This window comes from Novosphingobium aerophilum, from assembly GCF_014230305.1.
Classification (GTDB): domain Bacteria; phylum Pseudomonadota; class Alphaproteobacteria; order Sphingomonadales; family Sphingomonadaceae; genus Novosphingobium; species Novosphingobium aerophilum.
The window spans coordinates 1-19,883 of record NZ_JACLAU010000002.1 but is presented as its reverse complement, the minus strand read 5'-3'; the positions used below and the strand labels follow the sequence as shown (position 1 = coordinate 19,883).

Genomic DNA, 19,883 nt, shown 5'->3' with positions numbered 1-19,883 from the left:
CATTCAAAGTAATATATACTGCCATATGGAGAATAATCATGTTGGCTCTGCAACCCATTGATACCGTCCCCCACTCCTTCCGGCCCGATCCTGTAACCCAGGAGGAAGCAGCGGCGATGTTTCGCGCCGTGCTGAACCTGTTTGGGAAATGGGAACTAACCGACGAACAAGCCGCGACTTTGCTCGACATGCCGGTTCGCTCCTACCGGCGATGGAAGGCTGAGGGTGCAGGCCGTGTCTCGCGCGATGGCGCGGCGCGGCTCTCCAATCTGATGGGTATCCACAAGGCGCTGAGGATCATTTTTTCCGAAGCCCAACGTGGCTACGCCTGGATCAAGGCAGGTAACGCCGCCTTTGCCGGAGTGAGTGCGCTCGACGTCATGCTTGGCGGCGAGCTGACTGATATCATGCGGGTGCGTCGCTATCTTGATGCCGAACGTGGTGCCTGGTGATTGATCCCAAGGCGATTCCGGTTGCCCAGGTCGAGTGGAAAGGTGCTGTACGGATTATCCGCAGTGCCTTTCCACCGATTGACCTGTTCGAAGGCATCGCAGACCCTGCAGATTGGCCGCTGCTGATCTCCGCCGAGCAAAAAACCAATCCTCGCATTATGGCGACGATCGGCAATCTCGATCTGGTGCCGGCTGATCGCCGGGTAGGCGGAAATGGCGCATCCTATCTGATGGCGCCGTTCACGCATGTTAGCACGGACCGGCCAAGTCGCTTCACCGATGGGACCTACGGCGTGCTATACGCGGGGGATACATTCGAAACAGCGCTGTTCGAAACAATCCATCATCATGCCCGCTTCATGGCTCGCACTGCCGAAGCGCCAGGTTGGATCTCGCAGTTCCGTGAAATCGTATTGTCAGTAAACGCCGACCTTCGTGATCTCAGGGGCATTGAGCCAGAGGATCCTGCGCTTGATCCCGACAGCTATGTCGCATCGCAAAGCCTCGCTGCAACGCTCAGGGCGAATGGCGCGGAAGGTCTGGTCTATCCGAGCATCCGGCATCAGAACGGCGAATGTGTTGGGCTGTTTTACCCCGACCGCGCGTCAGACCCTATTCAAGGGCGTCACCTAGACTATCACTGGGATGGTACGGGGGTCGACCTAGTTCGAAATGCGGGAACAGGTGCCGTGTTTCGAGTGGTATCTACCTGAAAGGTGGGCAACATTGAACAGCGAGCAAATCGAAACTGTCCGAACCCGCGCCCAGAAGGCGATTTCTCCACCTGGGGGCAACGCCGGGCTCTTCCCCGGGCTTCTCGCTCGCCGTCTCGACGCCGAATGGCTATGCCGGAACCTCGTTCAGCGGCACCAGCAGCTTCGTGGTGGTGCCCACGATCACCGGGATCTCGCCGGATTCTGGCCCGGTCAGCCAGGTCGTGACGATCACTGGCACCGGCTTCAGCAGCACTCCGGGCAACAACACGGTCAGCTTCGGCTCGGTGGGCGATGGCACGGTGACCGGGGCAAGCGCTACGTCTCTCACGGTCACGGCCCCGGCCAGCGGCTCGGGCGCGAAGAGCGTCACGGTAACCGTCAACGGCCAGACCACTCCTGGCAGCGTCACCTATACCTTCATCGACAAGCCCATCGCGGCCGACAAGAGCAACATCGCTGTGCCCTATGCCAGCAGCGGCGTCGCGATCGACCTTTCGGGTTCGATCACCGGCGGGCCGCACGATACGATCACGATCGGTGCGGACCCTGCGCATGGTTCGCTGAGCGTCGCGGGCAATGTGGTTACCTACATTCCCGCGCCGACCTATCACGGGACTGACAGCTTCACTTGGGCGGCGGAAGGCCCGGGCGGTATTTCCGACTTCGCCACCGTGACGCTGAATGTCGCCGTCCCGCCCGCACCGACTGCGGCGGACAAGGCGGGAGTCGCGGTTGCCTATGAGAGCAGCGGAACGGCGATCGATCTTTCCGATGCAGTCTCCGGCGTACATTCGGCCATCGCGATCGGGACGGAGCCCGCCCATGGCACTGTAAGTGTCGCGGGCTATGTGGTGACCTACATTCCGGCCGCGAGCTATTTTGGGGCGGACAGTTTTACCTACACGGTGGAAGGCCCCGGCGGCACTTCGATCCCGGCAACTGTCAGCGTCACCGTAGCGACCCCGGCGGCGCCAATTGCCACGGACAAGGATGGGATAGCAGTCGCCTATGACAGCGGCGGCACCGCAATCGATCTGTCGGGATCGATCATCGGTGTGCATTCGGGCATCGCGCTCGCCACCGATCCGACACATGGCACGGTGAGCATCGCGGGTGATGTCGCGACTTACATTCCCGCCACAGGCTATTTTGGGGCGGACAGCTTCACTTACACAGCGCAGGGCCCGGGCGGCATATCCGCTCCGGCAACAGTCCGCCATACCGTGGCGACGCCCGGCACACCGGTCGCGGGCGGGAAGACCGGCGTGGCCGTCGGCTATGACAGCCCCGGCACGGAGATCGACCTCTCGGGCGAAATTACCGGCGTCTATTCGCAGATCGAAATCGGCACCGAGCCAGAGCATGGCAGTGTCTCGATTGCCGGCAACGTCGTCACCTATACGCCAGGCAGCGGCTATTACGGTGCGGACAGCTTCAGCTATATCGCGACCGGGCCGGGCGGCTCCTCGCCTCCAGCAACGGTAAGTTTGACCGTTGCCACGCCGGCCGCGCCGACGGCGGCCTCGGGCAGCGGCACGGTTGCCGGACGCACGACTTCGGCCGACGGCAGCGTCGAGATCGACCTGTCCGCACTGGTCAGCGGGGTTTACGACCACGTCGAAATCCGCACTGAGCCCGGGCATGGGAACGTGACGCTGGGTAACACCGCACGTGTGCCGACGGGCAAGGGTGCGCTTGCCACACCTTCGCCCTTCATCGCCACTTATACGCCAGAGGTCGGCTTTGCCGGGACGGACAGCTTCACCTTCGTCGCGGTAGGCCCGGGCGGCACTTCGTCCCCGGCGACGATCGCAATCACGGTGGTGGGCCAGGTTCCGACCGCGCAGGCAAAGATCGCCAAGACAGGCGATGGGCAGATGGTTTCGGTGATGCTGACCGAAGGCGCGGTCGGAGGTCCGTTCACTGGCGCCAACGTAATCAGCATATCGCCACAGGATTCGGCGACGACCGCGATCGTCGCCAGCGGATCGGGCCAGGGGGCAGACTATCGCCTCGATGTGACCCCGAACCACCGTTTCGGCGGGACCATCGTGGTCACCTATACGCTCAGCAACATGTTCGGGCCATCGGCACCTTCCACGGTGACGCTGACTGTCGAGGCAAGGCCCGATCCGCGAACCGATCCCAATGTCGGTGCGATCAGCGATGCACAGGCCGAGGCCACCCGTCGCTTTGCCCGGACGCAGGCATCCAACTTCATGCGCCGGGCAGAGCAGCTCCACAATGGTGGCGGGCGTCCCGGGCTGACGATGGGCGTGACGCTGGGATCGCGTGACGGCACACCTAGCGATTTCCGCCCGAACGAGGATCCGGAAATGGCCAGCATTGCCGGAATGCGGCTCCCCGGGCTGAATGCGGCGCATCGTTACTCGGGCGACGTTCCTGAGGCCGACGGCAATCCGGACGCGCCCATGGCCGTCGGGGGTGAGGGCGATGGCACGCGCCCGATCGGCTCGCTGGCGATCTGGATGGGCGGTGCAATCGATATCGGCACGCGCGATGCGACGACCGATCGAAGCAAGATCACCGCCACCACCTCCGGCCTCAGCGGCGGCATCGACATAAAGCTTGATGAGGGCCTGCTGGTCGGGATCGGTGGCGGCTATGGAGAGGATATCAGCCGGATCGGTTCGAACGCACGGGTGCGCAGCAAGAGCTCGATCTTTGCGGCCTATGCCAGCTTCCAGCCTGCCCTGGACATGTTCATTGACGGGATGATCGGGCGCGGCCAGCTGGATTTCTCCACCCGGCGGCTGGTCGAAGCGGTTGACAGCATCGCCACGGCCAAACGTGACGGGGGCTATACTGTCGCGGCGCTCTCGCTCGGGATCGACCGTACCGACGGCCCATTGCGCTGGTCGCTTTATGGCCGGGGCGAATATATGGATGCGGATCTCGGCGCCTATGTTGAGGAAGGGGCTGGGCGATACAACCTCCGCTTCGACGAGCGCGAGGTGACTTCGCTCACCGGCACGCTCGGTGGTACGATCCAGTTTCAGCGCAAGACCGGCTTCGGCTTCCTGACGCCGCATCTGCGCGCCGAATGGAACCACGAATTCGCCGATGTCGATGCGCAATGGCTCGACTATGCGGACATCCCCGGTGAGGCAATCTACGAACTGGAGGGCAATGGCTGGCGGCGCGAGCAGTTCCAACTCGCTGTCGGCGTGTTGTTCGATATCTTGAAGGGCGGCTGGTCGCTCGATCTTGAAACCGGCCTGCGCGCTGGGCAGGGCGAAAGGGCGGCGACATTCCAGGCGATGCTTTCCCGGCAGTTCTGAACGGTAGGCATCCCCGCTCCGTGCAGATTATTTCGATGCAGTCATCAAATGCTTTCCTAAGTTATTGTAGCTACTCAACTTTGGCGAGTAAAAGTCCCGCCTGCTGATAGCAGGCCAGCGTAGACTTCTGGATATCGGACGCGAGGGATGAGAACTGCATCAACCTTTGTGGAAACGGGGCCGTCCACTCGGGACGGCGCCGTCTATCGGCACTCAAAGCTGTCGGCGCTTTCTGCGCTGCCTGTTCCGACGTAGTGCGCAATCTTCGGCCAGGGGCAGAGCGGCCGCGAGCGATTGGGCCAGGGAGTGTTCGGTGTTGAACGAGCGGTGATCGTGTCCGGAGCCCGGCCTTGCTCGACCCATTCGACTAGCGCGGAGAAGGCGTCGTAATCGCTGGTTGCGGGGCCGCCACTGCAATGTCCCATTCCCGGCACCGGGAAAACACGCACAGTGTTGGCCGCATTCCCGCCCATCTGTGTGTTTGTCTCATCCCACCAGGCAGTCGTGTCCTTCACGGAGAAGGCCGGGTCTGACACCCCGTGAGGGACGATCATCTTGTGTCCGAGTGCCGCAAACGCTGCGATGTCGGGTGATCTGGCACCGATGTCATCCCAGGCGGAGCGGAGGAAAAGTCCATCTCTCGCGTAGATTTTCGCGGCGTCCTGATCGAAATCGAAGCCCAGCGCATAATTCAGGCTACCCTGAAGCCCTAGCCCCGGGAGGGTCGGCTGCGTGGTGAAAATCTGCGCGAGTGCAGGTGCGCCCATTGCCACGTTGAGCGAGGGAATGCTCCCATCTGGGCTACCCATCTTCCAGATGCGCCAGCCGAAATCGGCCCAGCCAGCATCCCATGGGAATGATGTGTAAAGCTGTGATCCAGAGCTGTTTCTTGGGCCTTCATGTATCTTTACCAAGGCGTCGATCTGGTTTGTCGATAGGCAGGTTTGATCCTTGGAACCGGTGCATGCCAACCCATCAAGGCGAGGCTTGACCTTCGCGGTGGTGCATGAGGGGAAATTGCCGACGATGCCGTCGGCTATCCCATCGTCCCTGTCACAGGCAGCGAGCACGGCGGAACTGACGAGCTGCAGATCTTCGTTGCTGAAGCTTGAGGCAATGCTTGCTGGTGTCGGGGGTTTTGCGGACACAGCAGCGAGCGCCTGCGTATCCCAAGCCTGTGCGATTGCGGCGCGCGGCAGCGACATGCCCGGAGCAGCTGCAATGATGCCGTCGAACAGTGCGGGATGGCGCTGCGCCAGCATCATTCCTTCCTGCCCGCCTTTGGAACATCCCACGAAGTAGCTGCGTGTCGGAGCGGCGCCGTAATAGCTGTTCACCAACGCCTTTGCCGCACCGACAGTCACGGGGAGGGAGGTTCCGCCATATTCGGCGCGAGCCTGGGGATCCATTCCGAACGAGGTCATGCCGCCTTTCTCGGGGGGGCTATTCGTGCGGTTGCTATGCCCTGAATCCTGAGAAAGAACGGCATAGCCTTGAGCAAGTGCAGGTGGGCCTGATCCCATCTGGCCCAATGCATCGCCCAATTCACCATTGGTACCGCCACCGCCCTGCATGAAGAACCGCCCGTTCCATTCAGCAGGTAGGCGCAGGTGGAACTGGATCGCGTAGGACTGTCCATCGACGCCGGTCCGCTCATGCATTGAGCCTACCAGTTCGCAATGTTCGGGTAGAAGCGGTGCCGGGCCAGACGGCATTCCCATGGGATTTGGGGGAAGAATGGCCGGACCTGCAGCATGATACTCTGCAGAGATCAGCCGGACCTCGGCACCTGGCCATCTGCCCTGCATCGCGCTTGCCAGTGCTGCGCAGCGAGTGGCCGGATCACCCGAAGTTACCCCCCCGTCGGGTGATCCGGCCTGGCCATGCATGCACGCAGTGGCCGGGAGAAAGACGGCCGCGAGCAGCGCAGGGCCGAAGAGCCTGTTCATGATGGATTTCCTCAGAACCGGACCGAAGCGCGAACGCCATATTCGCGAGGGGCGCCGTAGAATGCGTTGTTGCCGCTCTGGCCGGAGACATATTCCTTGTTGGCCAGGTTGGTGCCGTATGCTTCGATCGACCAATCACCGAGGTCCAGCGCAAGCTGCGCGGAAAGCAACCCGCGCCCCTTCAGGTAATCCAGATCCGGGTCGTAATACAGGTTGGTCCAGCGCGGACCGACATAGGCCCAGCTTACGCGAGGCGTCAGTTTTGCATCACCGCCGAGAAGAAACTCGTAATGGGCGCTGATGTTGTAGCTCCATTCCGGCGAGAACAGGTTCGGGCCACCGCCAGCTACGCCAAGAAACGGATCATAGTCGAAGCAGACGGGCGGGTTGGATGGTACACCCGGAGGGCATTGGCCGCCTAGCTGTTGCCCCCCATTGGGCGGGAGCAGCCGGCCGTTGACTACGGTTACCGGGTCGACGCTCGAGTCCACATAGGCGATGCCGCCATCGATGCCGAAACCGCCAAACTGCGCCTGGACCTGAAATTCGACGCCCTTGATGGTGGCGTTCGAGATGTTGGTGACACCGTTGTTGCCAGTTGCGATGTCAATCGCATCGAACTGGAAGTTCTTGTAATCCATGTAAAACGCGCCGAGCTGGGTACGGATGCGGTTGTCCATGAAAGACGATTTCCAGCCGATTTCGTAATCCCATACGGATTCAGGGCCGAATTCAGAGGTGGCGGAATTCGCGCCGCCCGGCTTGTAGCCACGTGCGGCGAAGGCGTAGATCAGATTGTTCTCGTCGGGAGTCCAATTGAGCGCCAGCTTGCCCGTTACCATGTCGTCCTTGTGGCTGTTGCTGTCGGGCGTGAAGACTTCCATTTCGAACGGCGGAAACGGGATCGGAATTCCCGTAAGACGGGTGGAACCCGTACCCGTGCTGTTGAATGCGGAATAGCGCAGCCCGAACTGAAGCTCGAACTGGTCGTTGAACTTGTAACCCGTATGAGCGAACACACCCCAGACCTGCTTCTTCGGTGCCTGCTTGATCTCGATCTGCACCGGCCCTCCGGTGTCGATGTCCAGATCGACGGTGATGTCGTTCTTCTGGTAATATCCGCCGAGAATCCAGTTGAACGCGCCATCCAGCGGCGAGATAATATTGACCTCCTGGCTGTACTGGCGCTCGTCCGTGTATTGATCCAGGGTTTGATTGGCGCTGTTGGCCGGGTCCGGAGCAACCATCGCCGCATCGCTGTCGTACAGATTGTTGAAGCGCTTGTAGCTGTAACCGCTCATCGAGCGCAGCACGATTCCGCTATCCAGTTCGTAACGGAGTTCGAGACTGGACAGGAAGCCGCGCTCGTAATTGAGTGTCGGCGTGTTGTAAGTCAGTTCGCGAATGTCGTCGGTCAGGTTGTTGTCGAACGCAGTGCCGACAATCGGGCGATAGGCGTATCCGCCGGTATTCTTGTCGATCCATTCCACTTTGGCGAGGGCCCGGAAATTACCGGGCTGCCAAAGCATACTGAGCCGCCCCGCATATTCTTCCAGGCTGTCCGGCTTGTTATCGAATGGCCCAAGATCTTCATAATAGCTGTCACGGCTGCGGAAATTGCCTGCTGCCCTGACCGCCAGAGTGTCAGTAATCGGAAGGTTGAGCGCCCCCTGCGCCGTGACTTCGTCGAAAGTTCCGTAGCTACCCTGCAGGAAGCCCTTCACTCGATCGGTCGTGGGGTTCTGGGTCGTGACAAAAACCGCGCCACCGGTGGAATTCGACCCAACGAGCGTGCCTTGCGGACCGCGCAGGACTTCCACTGACTGGATGTCGTAAAAGCTGGAGGTAGTCAGCACCGGTGGCTGGAAAATGCCGTCAATATAGGTCGCTACGCCGTTTGCTACTGCAGGCGATCCGCTGGCTATGCCGATGCCTCTGATGTTTACTGATTGAGTGAGGCCTGAATCCGTGACGGAAAGGGAAGGCGCGGCGAACTGCAGGTCAGCCAGGCGTTCGACACCCTTGTCTTGCAGCGCTTCTCCGCTGAACGCCGTTGCGGCAATCGGAACGTCTTGCAGATTTTCCTCGCGGCGTTGCGCAGTGACGACAATTTCGCTCAGGCCCTGCTCGGCAGGCGTTGCATTGGCCCGCTCGGATTGCTGCGCATTCGCTCCGCCGGCCGCCATTGCGCAAGTAGTCATCGCCGCCGATACAAGAATCCAAGACCTCATTTCCATCTCCCTCCGTAGAATAACGTTGTCTCAGGGAACGCCATTCGTTAGCGTTTCATCTGGTTGTCACGGAGTTCGTAGGGGAAGAGGGAATGGAAAAAAGTCACCTAATTGAAACCGAGCCGGTGACGGGGAATATCGACGAGTTCTACGAGTTTGTTAGCGGTGAAAGTCGGCTAGCAGCTAATGCGCCGGGCCATACGGCATGGGAAATGGAGAGCCTTACAGCCTTGCTTGGCTGGCCGGTTGGCGAAGTCATCGGGCGCGAAGCGGAACTGCGCGAGCAGTTCGGCGTCAGCCGTGAAACGTTTCGTGAAGCCCTGCGGATCGTTGAAAGCCGGGGATCGCTGCGGATGCGCCGTGGATGGGCGGGGGGGCTCAGTGTCGAGCGCCCGCAGGTTGAAAGCGTGGCAACTGCGTTTGCAGCTTTTCTCAGCGCGAACGGGATTACACAGTCTCAAGTCAAGCGTGGAGCTTGGGCGTTGGACCGGATGCTGATCGAGCGCCTGAAGCAAAGACGCGGGCCTTTCCCCATGCCAGTCAAAGGCGAGGCAGTACGTGAATGGCTTGCCCGCGCGGCCGATGAAACCCTGCTCTCGGTTTACGCGAGGGCTCTCGGACGTCTCAGTCTGACTGAGGAAACGGTTGGCGAGGTGGCATCTACGCTGGCGGTAGCGGGGCAGATTGCCGCGGCTCTTTCCTGCCATGACTATGGCGCGGCACTTCGGCTTCTCTCTCTGGCTCCGATTGAACATAGCAACGCCTGTGAGGAGCCATCGCGCGGCACGAGTGCGCGAGCGGCAAACGTCGCGATGCGTATCATCCGGCAGAACGCGAATGCACATAGTGCAAGCCTTGGAAGCGAGGCGGTTTTGCGCACGAAGTTCGATCCCTCGCGAGCGGTGATCAGGCAGGCAGTTCGTATCCTGCAAGATCTGGATGTGCTCGAAGCCCGCAAAGGGCGAGGGGGCGGATATGAATTGAAGCAGCCTTCCGCCGTCGGCGTCATTCGGCAGTTCTTTCCTCTGCTTGCATCAGAGCATCGCACGCCCGCAGGGCTGGTGGATTTGATGTGGGATATAAATGCGGTGAATTTGCGCCAGGCAGCGGTCAGCCTGTTCGCGATGGAACCTGCGGAACAAGCAACTGAATGTCGCGGGCTGCAGGAGCTCATTGACCACAATGCCGAACCGCAGCGCTTCATATTGTTACAGCAAGCCTTCGCCAGGCTTGCCGATAGTCCGATGCTGGACACTCTGGCGCTCTGTGTAGTTTCCTACCAGATTCGCATGGGCGGCACGCCAACCCAAGTTCCAACGCAGGAACATTACCGGGCGCGGGAAACAGACATAGTGCGAGCACTGATCGCGCGCGATGCTGGGCGCGCGGAACAAACCCTTCGTCAATTGCAGGCCGAAATCACCGAAATTGCCCTGCAGGGAAAAGGGATAAGTATGCCGATTTCCTCCCTTGTCGTGCGCAGTGGCCGATCCGTGACGTCTGTGTGATAGCGGTCAGGGCAGGATGCCGGCCCCTCTGGTGAATAGCGGATTGGTGGTATCGTCTGGAGTTCCCGAGCGTTGATTTCGAATTTCGGCCATGCTTGAGGGAAGCTCGAAAGGAAGTCTTCCCTGAGCATTGGCTTTGCCGAGTATTACATCCAGCACGGCTGCATCGCTCGCGCCGAAATTTGCCAGAACCGCATCAGAGTGATCCAGAACGTTGGTGAGGATGGCAGGGCGATCCAGAAAGATCGCCAAAATCGTCGGGCCGTACCGTCTGGCTTTCAGAAGCTCATCATAGGCCGGATCACCAGGTCGAAAATCCAGTCTGCCTTCCTTGTAGCGGCTGCCGAAGAAGTGGTGCGGGTGAAGCATCTCTGATGGCGCTTCGCTACGAATTACCGAGAAGTCGGCATCTTCCGGACGGTTCACCACGATGAGACCAGCTCTTTGGGCGACGAGTGGGTCCACACCAAACAGGTACACTTTCCGGTGGTCTGCCGCGATCGGCAGGAGAGCATTGGAATTCTTCAGGAGCACCTGCGCCTTGCGCTGTGTTTCCTCGGCCCGGGCGGCGAACTGCCTATTGCCCAGCATGTCGCCCGCTGCATCCGGCGAGACGTAGGGGTTCTCGAACAGTCCGAGCTGGAATTTGCTGGTCATGACGCGGACGACCGACGCGTCTATCCGTGTCTCATCGATCAGCTTGCGATCAAATGCTTCCATCAAGGGCGCCGGGTCGTCTACCCCACCGAACTGATCGATCCCTGCCTTGAGGCCAATGGCAAATCGTTCGGCCTTTGAGAGATGATCGACTCCCCAGGACGTGGCAATATGTGCAGGAGTTTGAGGGTTCTCCGCAGTCGGCGCTTTGCAAGGCTCGTCGCAATCCTGTGTGATCGCCCAGTCCGAGACGACCATACCATCGAAGCCGAGCTCATCACGCAAAAGCGTGTCGAGTAGCAATGAACTGAAGCCCGCGCCGACCTGTTCGACGGGTTGGCCATTTATCGTAGGGCCGCGCAGGATCGGGTAGGCTGGCATCACACCGCCCACCTTCACCTTCAGGGAATCCCGGAACGCATCGACGTGATGAGCGAATTCGGCATCGTCGAGATCTGCGTAGCGCCCATAATAATTATGTCCGTCAAAACCTTCAGGCTGTGCTCCGTATCCGGCGAAATGTTTGATAACGCTGAGTACGCCATCCCTGCCAGGCCCGTCCTTGCCACCCTGAAAACCCTCGACGTAAGCAGCTGCCAGCGAACCGGCGAGGCCGGGCTGGCTCCCGAAAGTACCGGGTTGACGCGGCCACAGAGGTTCCGTCGCAAGATCGGCCTGTGGTGAAAGGGTCATGTGGATGCCGACGGCACGATATTCCCGCCGTGCAATGTCGGCGAATTCGTGGACCAGGGCAGGGTCAGCCAGTGCGGCGAAGCCCAGTGGCTCGGGCCATTGGGAGAACCCGCCACCGACCTCGCTGGCGCCAAGAACGTATTGGAAGTGGTTGCGTGGATCGCTGCTGATGGTGACGGGAATGCCGAGCCGCGCCTGTTCGGCCAGAGCCTGCACAGCGTTGTTTTGCTCGGCGAGTTTCGCTGGCTCGGCGGTGAGCCGAGAAATAAAGCTGGTGACGTGGTTTTCACCGATGGCAGTGCCGACAGCTTGCAGCGCATAGCCCGTGTCGGAATTGTCGAACCGCCCGGAGTTGCCCGGAAGACTTCCATGCAACAGCGTGCCCAGCTTCTCTTCCAGTGTCATCCGAGCTGTGATGTCACGAGCGCGGACAGCGGGAGCTAGTCGCCAATCTTCAAACGGGGCAAGCTTCCCGTCGTTGTCGAGATCACGAAACTGCAGGCCATCGACCTTGATGATGGGCTTATGACGGCTGCCCAGCGTAATCTGTGTCACGGGCGCTGATGCTGTTGTTGAGTTGATGGACGAGCCGTCAGCCGACGAACAGGCGCCCAGCGTGGCAAGAAAGGCGAGGCCGGAAATCCGGGGGAAAAGGAATTTGTTCTTCATAGGACTTCCTGCTGTGCCGGACGACTTCAATTGGAGAGGCTTTGCTTGACGGCTTTCTGGCTGATGGCTTGAATATTGGGCATACCGCCTGATGCCATCAGGCGCTGGATCATACCGACGAATACGAGATTATTGGTCGGATCGACCCAGAACCATGTCCCTGCCGCGCCGTCCCATAGATAGCTGCCTTTCCCCATATCGACCCCAGCCAGCTCTGGATCCGTCACGACGACCCCGTTGTAACCGAACTGATATCCCGGGCGGATCTGCTGCATGCCGATGCCGAACTTTCCGCTGACAAGCGCAGGAGGGAGATGATCGGTCATGATGGTTTTTGCTGATCCGGGGGCAAGGATGCGGACATCGTCCAGGACACCGTCGTTCAGCAACATTTGCCCGAAGCGTGCATAGTCTCCGGCCGTGGTGACCAAGCCTCCGCCCCCTGATGCAAAGCCTGGAGGATCCGCATAGGTTGCGGCAAACCTGCCGCCGCCGGGCTTTGCCAGTTTCCCGTTCTGCCACTCATAGAGCGATGCAAAACGCTCTCTCTTCTCAAGCGGAACGTAGAATGCCGTGTCCGTCATGCGGAGCGGTGCGAAGATGCGCTGTTCCATGAAGTCGGCCAGCGCCATTCCGCTGATCCGCTCGACGATTGCGCCCTGGACATCCATCGCCACGCTGTATTGCCATTGGGTACCGGGTTCGAAAAGGAGCGGGAGGGCGGCGAGCTTGTCAACGAAGGCATCGGTCGATTGCGCTGCCATCGGGCTGTCGGCGCGATAGAGATCGTCGACATAACCTGGCATGAAGCCATAACTGAATCCGGCAGTATGCGTCAGCAACTGCTCGATTGTGGGCAGAGATTGCGGAGCCTCGATGATCGGATTGCCCGATGCATCCATCCCCTTGAAAAGCTTCACCCCCTCAAGTTCGGGCAAGAACTTGGTGATCGGATCTGACGGCTGCCATTTACCTTCGTCATACAGGATCATCATTGCCACGGCGGTGACCGGCTTGGTCATCGAAAAGGCTCGGAAAATTGTGTCGGTTTCCATTGGTTTCCCGCTTTCGAGATCGCGCTTGCCGATCGCCGAGGAATGCACCACCGCGCCGTCCTTCATCGCGATCGTCACTACGCCAGCCAGTTCACCCTTATCGACCATCGGTTGGAGGGCGGCATCCACGGCAGGCCAGACCTGCGCTTGCAGCGGGGCTGATGAAATCAGCGCGCAGGCCGCAATCGATCGGATCAAACGCATGATGTATTCCTTCTCGATCTGTTCAGGGAGTTGCCGGAGCGGCGAAGGGATTTGGCAGCGCTGGCGGGCTGCCCGCGGCAATCACACCGTCAGCTCCTTCCGGGTAAATCCGTGAAAGCTTGGCGGTGGCGTTAAATTCCATCACCGCTTTGCCCTCCGCATCAAGCGCAGGCCAGGTTGGTACTGTCCCTCCGCCCGGATTTCCGGTGGTGACGAAATTGACCACAGCACCGGAAAACTGCCTGACGACGTTGCGATCCACCTCGGTGAAATCCCGCCCCGGCGAAAGATGCAGCGTATCGAACATGTATGGCAGTTCCGAAGAATGGAACGCCCCGTATTGTGCGGCATTGGGTCCCGGTTCGACGTGGCTGAAAAGATAGGCATAGACAGGGCTCTGGGCGCCCCGGTGCTCCATCCATTCCAGAATTGGGGCCATCTCTGCGCGGGCAGTGATTTCCCGGGTTGCGGAATCCGAAGCCTGAGCGTCACTGTCGCCCGGATAGAACCGGAGAAATTTCTCGGCTTGGCTGCCATAGCGTTCCCGCGCTTCCGTGTTCCATTCGGTAGCAGTTACGCGGCGGGTCGGCGCGAACAGATCGTTGAGTGTATAACCGGTCATGACCGGGACATCATTCGCCATTCCAAGAGATTGCGATGCGGTTGGAATGACCTTCCCGTCGGCGATGGGCAGACCACCACCGCCGGGCCCCGGAGATACGGTAAGCTTCTCGACCGGAAGTGCGCGAGCATCGGCGATCGATTGAACGTTCCAGCTTTTTACCAGCGCCGAGCCTGATTGTTCTGCGGCGGAAAGCGGAGGATAGGAGCCCATGCCCGGCGCGCTCTGCACGATGGCCGCACGGAACAGCCCTTTGGCTTCCGGAGAGGCCAGGAGGCCAAGGACCGAACCGCCACCGGCAGACTGACCCGCAATGGTGACTTTGGCCGGGTCGCCACCGAACGCAGATATGTTCTGCCTTATCCAGCGCAGTGCTTCGATCTGGTCCTGAAGCGCGTAGTTCCCGGACGCGCCACGCTGTTCTGCAGTCAGCTCGGGATGAGCAAGGAAGCCGAGCACGCCCAGCCGGTAGTTGATAGTGACGACGACGAGTCCCTGTCGAGCAAGGTTGGCCCCGTCATAGACAGGCACTGTGCCGGAGCCTGAGGTATATCCACCGCCATGGATGTAGACGAGCACCGGCAATGCTGCACCGGGCGTTTCGGCCGCGGTCCAGATGTTGGCGAAGAGGCAATCCTCGCTCACCCCCGGCTCGACGGGCGTCATGTATTCACTGGTCCACATCATGAAGCCTTCCGCCGATAGCTCCTGCGGACAACTCGGCGGCATCACGTCGGCTCGGCGAACCGTCTCGTCCCAGGGGTGTGGCGGGCGCGGCGGAGCCCACCGATCTGCTCCTGTCGGAGGGGCGGCGAACGGAACTCCATAATAAATTCTGACATCGTTGTCTTTTACGCCCGAAAGAGGGCCTTGCTCGACCCGCATAACCTGTTCGGCAGCGACCGGTGTTGCGAGGAGCAGGGCGGACAGCGCTGCAATCATGGCTGAACGGGACATGCAGTTCCCTTTGTCGTGGAGTGGTGTGGGCACATGAGGTTTATCCGTCGGCGGGGCGGCGTGCGAAAACGCCGAAACCGGCGATGATTGCATAACACATGGCGGGAAGCGCCAAGGCGATGGACAGGCTGCCACTTGCGTCTGCAATCATACCGGTAAGCAGTGGAACGACGGCGCCACCGAAAATGGCGACGTTGATGATCCCGGACCCGTCTGCTGCTCTTGAGCCCAGATTATCGCAGGCGAGTGTGAAAATGGTGGGAAACATGATCGAGTTCATAAGTCCCACGGCCAACAGGCTGTATCCTGCGACCGATCCTTCTGTTCCCGTCGAGATCAGGATCAGCGCAATGGCTCCGGCCGACACACATGCCAGAACCTTGCCCGGGCTCAGCACACGCAAGATGGCGGAGCCTATAAAGCGGCCGATCATCGCGCCGCCCCAATACAGGATGATCATCCAGGCAACAGCCTGCTCTGGCTGGTCGAACACGCGATCTTGCGTCAGGTAATTGATGATGATCGAGCCGATCGAAACTTCCGCCCCGACATAAAGGAAGATGCAGAGCGCGCCGTAGCCGAAGCGTGGGCGCTTCAGCAGGTCCAGCCCGCCGAGGCCGGATCCAGGTTCATGGCGTTCACCCTTCAGGCGATTGCGACACAGCCAGACGACCAGGGCAACTATCGCAAGGGCTGCCGCAAGGCCGGTATAGGCATTGACGATTACGATCGTTTCCTGGGTTCGATAGGCCGCCAATTCCGCCCCGGAAAGCTCGGCTGCCGTAACCGTCGCCAAGCTTCCGAGAATTATGATCGCGCCAAAATAGGGGAAGAGCGTGGTTCCAAGCGAATTGAACGCCTGCGCGAATGTCAGCCGACTATGCGCGGTGCGTGCAGGGCCGAGCATCGAGATCAGCGGATTGGCCACCACCTGCACGATCACTACACCACTGGCGAGGACGAACAGGGCGAACAGGAACAGACCATACACCGCATTCTGGGATGCGGGAATGAATAGCAGGCAGCCGACCATCATGGTCAGGAGGCCTGCAACTGCCCCGCGCATGTAGCCGATCTTCTTGATCAGCATCGCACCGGGAATGCCTATCGCGGCATAGGCGAAGAAGAAACAGAACTGGACCAGCATCGCCTCGGTCCAGCTCAGCTCGAACAATTCTTTCAACTTGGGAATGATGACGTCGTTCAGCGAAGTGATTCCGCCGAATATGAAGAACAGGGCAAACACGAACGGCTGGAGTCCACGGGCATCCGTATGCCCTGCTGGTTGTGCAGCCTCGCCGGATAACGCTACCAACCCCCCTCCATTCATGGCGGCTTTTGCCGCGCTTCATCAGTAGTCGTTCGCAAGCCGAACGCTTGATCGTCTTGCCGCAATTCTAGCCGCTTCTCTACTCAGCCGACAAACGGGTAATTGGACAACGTTGTCCATTCAACTGGAATGAAAGCCTGCTGCTTGTCAAACGGCAAATGGCGGGGGGCGCAAGATTGTCCGAGCTTTGCACCGCGTTTCTTCACCTGCGAACAAAGAAACTGGAAGCGATCCGGGGTGACCTGACGCTGGCGGAGCTGGCAGCGAAGCATGGCATTCACCATACGATGATCGCGGCGTGGAAGCGGCAGGCGGTCGAAGGGATGGCAGGCACGTTCTCGGGGGCAAGTGATGCGGCCCGGGCGGCCAGCGAGGCCGAAGTCGAGAAGCTTCACGCGAAGATCGGTCAGTTGGTCGTGGAGCGCGCGCGGTGCCCCGCTACACCCGCAGACCCAGGGCAAGATCGAGCGCTGGCATCAGACCCTGAAAAACCGCATCCTGCTGGAAAACTACTTCCTGCCCGGCGACCTCGAGGCCCGGATCGAGGCCTTCGTCGAGCACTACAACCACCAGCGTTACCACGAGAGCCTCAGCAACGTGACGCCCGCCGATGCCTACTTCGGCAGGGCACCCGCCATCATCAAACAACGCGAAAGGATCAAACGACAGACCATCGAATATCGACGCTTGCAACACCGCAAGCTCGCCGCATAACATCAACCCCGAGACGAGGCCCGCACTCCGCTAATTTACGCCGCGAGTTGTGCCAAATGTTCTGACGACGGACAAGTTGTGCCAAATGTTCTGACGACGGACAGGTTCGCCTACGCCCAGATGCAAATCAGTTTATCGTCCGCTATTCTGAACACAAAGAGAGCAATGAACCAGTCGTAACTCCCGTCAAAAATTCGTGGATTGCATGTGCTGGGCGGCGATAGGGAATGTACCGGCAACCAAGGCACAACTCGTCCTGACTTGATGTTGCTGAATAAGGAATGGTCCGACCAGAGTCATAAGAGAGGGAAGGGGGCTTGCTTCTGATTGAGCCGAACGAGCGTCGAAAGTCGGTGCTTGGGCTCGTAATCAGGAGTACGTCCCTTGATCAAGTCGATCCCGCTGACCAAGTTGGTCCGGTCCCCTCGCAATGTGCGCCGTCATGGCGACCCAGACGCAGATTCCGAACTGAAAGCGAGCATTGCCGCCCATGGCTTGTTGCAGAACCTCATCGTTCGGCCTGCCGCTCGTGGAAAATTCGAGGTCGAAGCCGGAGAGCGCCGCCGCTGCGCCTTGCTGGCGCTTGCCGAAGAGAAAGTCCTGCCGAAGGGCTACGAGGTTACCTGCCTCGTGCTTGAGGACGATGCGGAAATCGCAGTCGAAACGAGCCTGGCCGAGAACTTCCATCGCCTCGCGATGAACCCCGCCGACGAAGCGCAGGCGTTCGCTGCCCTGATCGAGGCAGGCGCCTCGACGGAAGATGTCGCGCGCAGGTTCGGACTGACGGTCCGCTTCGTCGAAGGCCGGCTGCGTCTCGCGACCCTTGCGCCTGTCGTCTTCGATGCTCTGGCATCTGGCGAAATCACTCTCGATCTCGCCAAAGCTTTCGGCGCGACCTCCGACCAGGAGATTCAGGCTCGCGTCTATGAACAGGCGTCTTCGGGCTATTATGCGCCCAGCGCCGACAGTATCCGGCGCATGGTGCTCTCCGGCACGGTTCGTGGCAGCGATGCTCGGGCCCGTCTTGTCGGTCGCGACGCATATATCTCTGCAGGTGGCCGGATCGAACGCGAACTCTTCGACGACGATGACAGCGAGTCCTGGGTTGATGTCGCGCTTCTCGAAACCCTCGCCTCGGAGGAGATGGAGAAACGTGCCAAGGCGCTCGCCGCAGAGCAGGGCCTCGCCTGGGTCAAGCCGACGCTTGACCCCTATGCCAGTCACGATCTCGTCGAAGGCCTCATTCGCCTTCCGGCCGAGCCGGCTCCGTTGACTGACGCCGAACTGGCCCGCCTTGATGAACTCGATGCTTCCTATGACGAGCATGCGGCCATTCTCGAGGATGAAGACAGCGCCGAAGAAGCAATTGCTGCGGCCGAGGCGACGATCGAAGCGATCGAGCGCGAATGCCAGGACATTCGGGCAAAGCCCCCAGAACTGGCACCCGAACTGAAGGCCGATGCCGGAATGATCCTCGTTCTCTCGCGCGATGGCACACCGGTTCTTCAGCCGGTGTTCTACGGCGAGCGCGATATCGAAGTCGTTGGTGACGAAGATGTCGTCGAAGTTGTTGCGAGTGTCGGCAGTGATGGCAAACGCCGTGCAGCGCTTTCCAAGCGTCTGGTCGACGAACTTGCGATGCAACGTCGTGACGTGCTCGCGCTCCACGTTGCATCGGATCCTGGCCTTTCGCTCGACATCATGGTCTTCACCCTCGCGGATGCCGACATCCACGACTGGCGGTCACGCGCGGCCACGACCCTGCGTGGCGGCGTCCCCGCGGGTCCGATTGTCGGGTTCGAAGCGAAGGATGCGCCGGCAAGCGCATCCCTTGCGGACCTGCGCTCGGGTCTCGATGAGAGTTGGCGATCTGGCGAAGACGCTTCGTTGCGCTTCAAGATGTTCCGGGCACTCGCTGATGAAAGTCGCGCAGCATGGCTCGGCTTCGTCGTCGCTCGCACGCTCGAGGCGAGCCTCAACATGGCAGGCGAACGTCAGATCACGTTCCAGGATCATCTGGGCAGCACGATCGGCATCGACATGGCGCAATGGTGGCGTCCGACCGCGGCAAATTACTTCGACCGCGTCTCGAAGCAGGTCATCCTTGATGCGCTCACCGATGTTGGCGGTTTGGAACTGTCCTCACGCTTCGCATCGGTGAAAAAGGGCGATCTCGCGATGAGCGCCGAGCGCGTCTTCGCGGGGACCTACATCACCGAGGTCGAAGTTCGGGAAAGGGCACTCGCCTGGGTGCCCGAAGTCATGCGCTTTGCCGACCAGCCGGAAATTCCTGCCGATAACGAAGCGCAAAGTCCCGACGCGGATTTCGTCGCCAACGACGACAATCAGCCTCCGAGCGAGCTGGCCGCCTGACCTCCTCCTGACAGGAATGGCTGCTCGCCACCGTGAAGCGGTCCTCCGGCACATGCCGGGGGGCCGCTTCCTTCATGGAAAGAGAGCGGAGGGGGCTCCGGGATCTCCGGCACTGACCGACGAAACTGTCGTCAGGCCATTTCAGGAGATCCAACATGGCCTATCGCAAGGGACAAAGCGGCGGAGTGTCGCCTGCTACCCGTATCACCCAGGAAATCATCGCCCGCCTCGAGTCCGGCACGAAGCCGTGGATCAAGCCATGGCGCGGTGTGCCGGTCTCGCGCCCATTGCGGGCGTGCGGCATCCCTTATCGCGGCATGAATGGTGCGCTGTAACGGCGCGAGTAAGGAGGTGCTATGACAACATAGCCAGGTCAGCTGGTACGACCTGTGCCCACCGGACTAACCTCGACCAGTAATGGTTGCGACCTCGAAAGGGGCGGGGGACAACA

The 19,883-nt window shown here is 60.3% G+C and carries 11 protein-coding genes and 3 pseudogenes; 8 read left to right on the top strand and 6 right to left on the bottom strand.

Translation table 11 applies throughout. From position 1 onward, the window contains the following. Positions 1-38: 38 nt before the first annotated feature. The 3 genes from H7F49_RS02235 to H7F49_RS02225 all read left to right on the top strand — a co-directional run bounded on the left by H7F49_RS02235 (position 39) and on the right by H7F49_RS02225 (position 4,470). Complete coding sequence (locus H7F49_RS02235) at positions 39-452, top strand: MbcA/ParS/Xre antitoxin family protein (protein WP_185681951.1); 414 nt, start codon at positions 39-41, stop codon at positions 450-452. Beyond that, positions 449-1,165 carry an RES family NAD+ phosphorylase gene (locus H7F49_RS02230; RefSeq protein ID WP_185681950.1) on the top strand — a complete coding sequence of 239 codons (717 nt, stop codon included), beginning with the start codon at positions 449-451 and terminating at the stop codon, positions 1,163-1,165. The genes H7F49_RS02235 and H7F49_RS02230 overlap by 4 nt, the downstream gene beginning before the upstream one ends. Before the next feature lie 167 nt (positions 1,166-1,332). Continuing rightward, a complete protein-coding gene (locus H7F49_RS02225) occupies positions 1,333-4,470 on the top strand; it encodes an Ig-like domain-containing protein (RefSeq protein WP_185681949.1) in 3,138 nt (1,045 codons plus the stop codon). Positions 4,471-4,673: 203 nt separating this feature from the next. Here the strand turns inward: H7F49_RS02225 and H7F49_RS02220 are convergent, their stop codons facing one another. After that, positions 4,674-6,419 carry a tannase/feruloyl esterase family alpha/beta hydrolase gene (locus tag H7F49_RS02220; protein ID WP_185681948.1) on the bottom strand — a complete coding sequence of 582 codons (1,746 nt, stop codon included), beginning with the start codon at positions 6,417-6,419 and terminating at the stop codon, positions 4,674-4,676. An 11-nt stretch (positions 6,420-6,430) separates the two neighbouring features. Then, positions 6,431-8,620 (bottom strand): TonB-dependent receptor, encoded by a 2,190-nt coding sequence (locus H7F49_RS02215; protein WP_214647612.1) that lies wholly within the window; start codon positions 8,618-8,620, stop codon positions 6,431-6,433. A gap of 122 nt (positions 8,621-8,742) precedes the next feature. Between H7F49_RS02215 and H7F49_RS02210 the strand changes: the two genes are divergently transcribed. Further along, positions 8,743-10,158, top strand: a complete 1,416-nt coding sequence (locus H7F49_RS02210; protein ID WP_185681946.1) for a GntR family transcriptional regulator — start codon at positions 8,743-8,745, stop codon at positions 10,156-10,158. A 6-nt stretch (positions 10,159-10,164) separates the two neighbouring features. On the opposite strand, the gene H7F49_RS02205 is transcribed toward H7F49_RS02210, so the two are convergent. Genes H7F49_RS02205 through H7F49_RS02190 form a run of 4 tightly spaced genes read right to left on the bottom strand, consistent with a single transcriptional unit; the run spans position 10,165 to position 16,345 of the window. After that, on the bottom strand, positions 10,165-12,177 hold the full coding sequence (locus tag H7F49_RS02205) for a glycoside hydrolase family 3 protein (protein ID WP_185681945.1): 2,013 nt from the start codon (positions 12,175-12,177) through the stop codon (positions 10,165-10,167). A gap of 26 nt (positions 12,178-12,203) precedes the next feature. Further along, positions 12,204-13,436 (bottom strand): serine hydrolase domain-containing protein, encoded by a 1,233-nt coding sequence (locus H7F49_RS02200; RefSeq protein WP_185681944.1) that lies wholly within the window; start codon positions 13,434-13,436, stop codon positions 12,204-12,206. 22 nt (positions 13,437-13,458) lie between these two features. Next, positions 13,459-15,015 (bottom strand): carboxylesterase/lipase family protein, encoded by a 1,557-nt coding sequence (locus tag H7F49_RS02195; protein WP_185681943.1) that lies wholly within the window; start codon positions 15,013-15,015, stop codon positions 13,459-13,461. A gap of 40 nt (positions 15,016-15,055) precedes the next feature. Further along, complete coding sequence (locus tag H7F49_RS02190; RefSeq protein WP_185681942.1) at positions 15,056-16,345, bottom strand: sugar MFS transporter; 1,290 nt, start codon at positions 16,343-16,345, stop codon at positions 15,056-15,058. A gap of 176 nt (positions 16,346-16,521) precedes the next feature. Between H7F49_RS02190 and H7F49_RS02185 the strand changes: the two are divergent. The 4 genes and pseudogenes from H7F49_RS02185 to H7F49_RS02170 form a co-directional block, all read left to right on the top strand. Next, positions 16,522-16,770, top strand: a pseudogene (locus H7F49_RS02185) (transposase); the annotation flags it as partial. Position 16,771: 1 nt separating this feature from the next. Beyond that, positions 16,772-17,059 (top strand): annotated as a pseudogene (locus tag H7F49_RS02180) (integrase core domain-containing protein); the annotation flags it as partial. 384 nt (positions 17,060-17,443) lie between these two features. Then, on the top strand, positions 17,444-19,432 hold the full coding sequence (locus tag H7F49_RS02175; protein WP_185681941.1) for a ParB/RepB/Spo0J family partition protein: 1,989 nt from the start codon (positions 17,444-17,446) through the stop codon (positions 19,430-19,432). Between the two features lie 155 nt (positions 19,433-19,587). Beyond that, positions 19,588-19,755 (top strand): annotated as a pseudogene (locus H7F49_RS02170) (ArdC-like ssDNA-binding domain-containing protein); the annotation flags it as partial. Between the last annotated feature and the right edge of the window lie 128 nt (positions 19,756-19,883).